This is a genomic window from Mesorhizobium sp. M7A.F.Ca.ET.027.03.2.1 (assembly GCF_003999175.1).
In the GTDB taxonomy this organism is placed as follows: domain Bacteria; phylum Pseudomonadota; class Alphaproteobacteria; order Rhizobiales; family Rhizobiaceae; genus Mesorhizobium.
Genome location: NZ_RZOM01001500.1, coordinates 1 through 1,046 on the forward strand (window position 1 = coordinate 1; position 1,046 = coordinate 1,046).

Annotated in this window: 1 protein-coding gene; it reads left to right on the plus strand. The window is 64.9% G+C overall.

What is annotated here, in order from left to right:
* Positions 1-29: 29 nt before the first annotated feature.
* The coding region (gene iolC, locus EN750_RS35955; protein ID WP_127399392.1) for a 5-dehydro-2-deoxygluconokinase at positions 30-1,046 on the plus strand (1,017 nt) is incomplete at its 3' end.

The following is a 1,046-nucleotide window of genomic DNA, read 5'->3' on the forward strand; positions in this document are numbered from 1 at the left end:
CAACACAACAAGGCCGACGGGAGGTTCCAATGAGCGAAGCCGTGGACGCTGAATACGCGCCGCTCGACGTCATCACCATCGGTCGCGCTTCCGTGGACCTTTATGGGCAGCAGATCGGCTCGCGGCTGGAGGACATCACCTCCTTCGCCAAGTCGGTCGGTGGCTGCCCGGCCAACATCTCGGTCGGCACGGCCAGGCTCGGCCTGCGCTCGGCACTGCTCACCCGCGTCGGCGACGAGCAGATGGGCCGCTTCATCCGCGAGCAGCTGACGCGTGAGGGCGTCAATGTCGACGGCCTGAAGACCGACAAGGAACGGCTGACCGCGCTGGTGCTGCTGTCGGTCGAGGACGAAGGCGTTTCGCCGATGATCTTCTACCGCTCGGATTGCGCCGACATGGCGCTGGCGCCGGAAGACATCGATGAGGCCTTCATCGCCTCGGCGCGCTCGATCGTCGTTACCGGCACGCATTTTTCCAGGCCCAACAGCGATGCCGCGCAGCGCAAGGCGATCCGCATCATGAAGGCCAAGGGCGGCAAGGTGGTGTTCGACATCGACTACCGGCCGAACCTGTGGGGCCTTGCCGGCCATGCCGAAGGGTTCGAGCGCTATGTGAAATCGGACCGGGTCTCGGCGCAGTTGAAGACGGTGCTACCCGATTGCGACCTCATCGTCGGCACCGAGGAAGAGATCATGATCGCGTCGGGCGCCGACGATTGCCTGAGCGCGCTGAAGACGATCCGCTCGCTGTCGTCCGCCACCATCGTCCTGAAGCGCGGCGCCATGGGCTGCATCGTCTATGACGGACCGATCAGCGACGATCTCGAGGACGGCGTCGTCGGCAAGGGATTCCCGATCGAGATCTACAATGTGCTGGGCGCCGGCGACGCCTTCATGTCCGGTTTCCTGCGCGGCTGGCTGGGTGGCGAAGACCATGCGACAGCGGCGACCTGGGCCAATGCCTGCGGCGCCTTCGCCGTGTCGCGGCTGCTCTGCGCGCCGGAATATCCGACCTTCGAAGAACTGCGGTTCTTCCTCAAACACGGC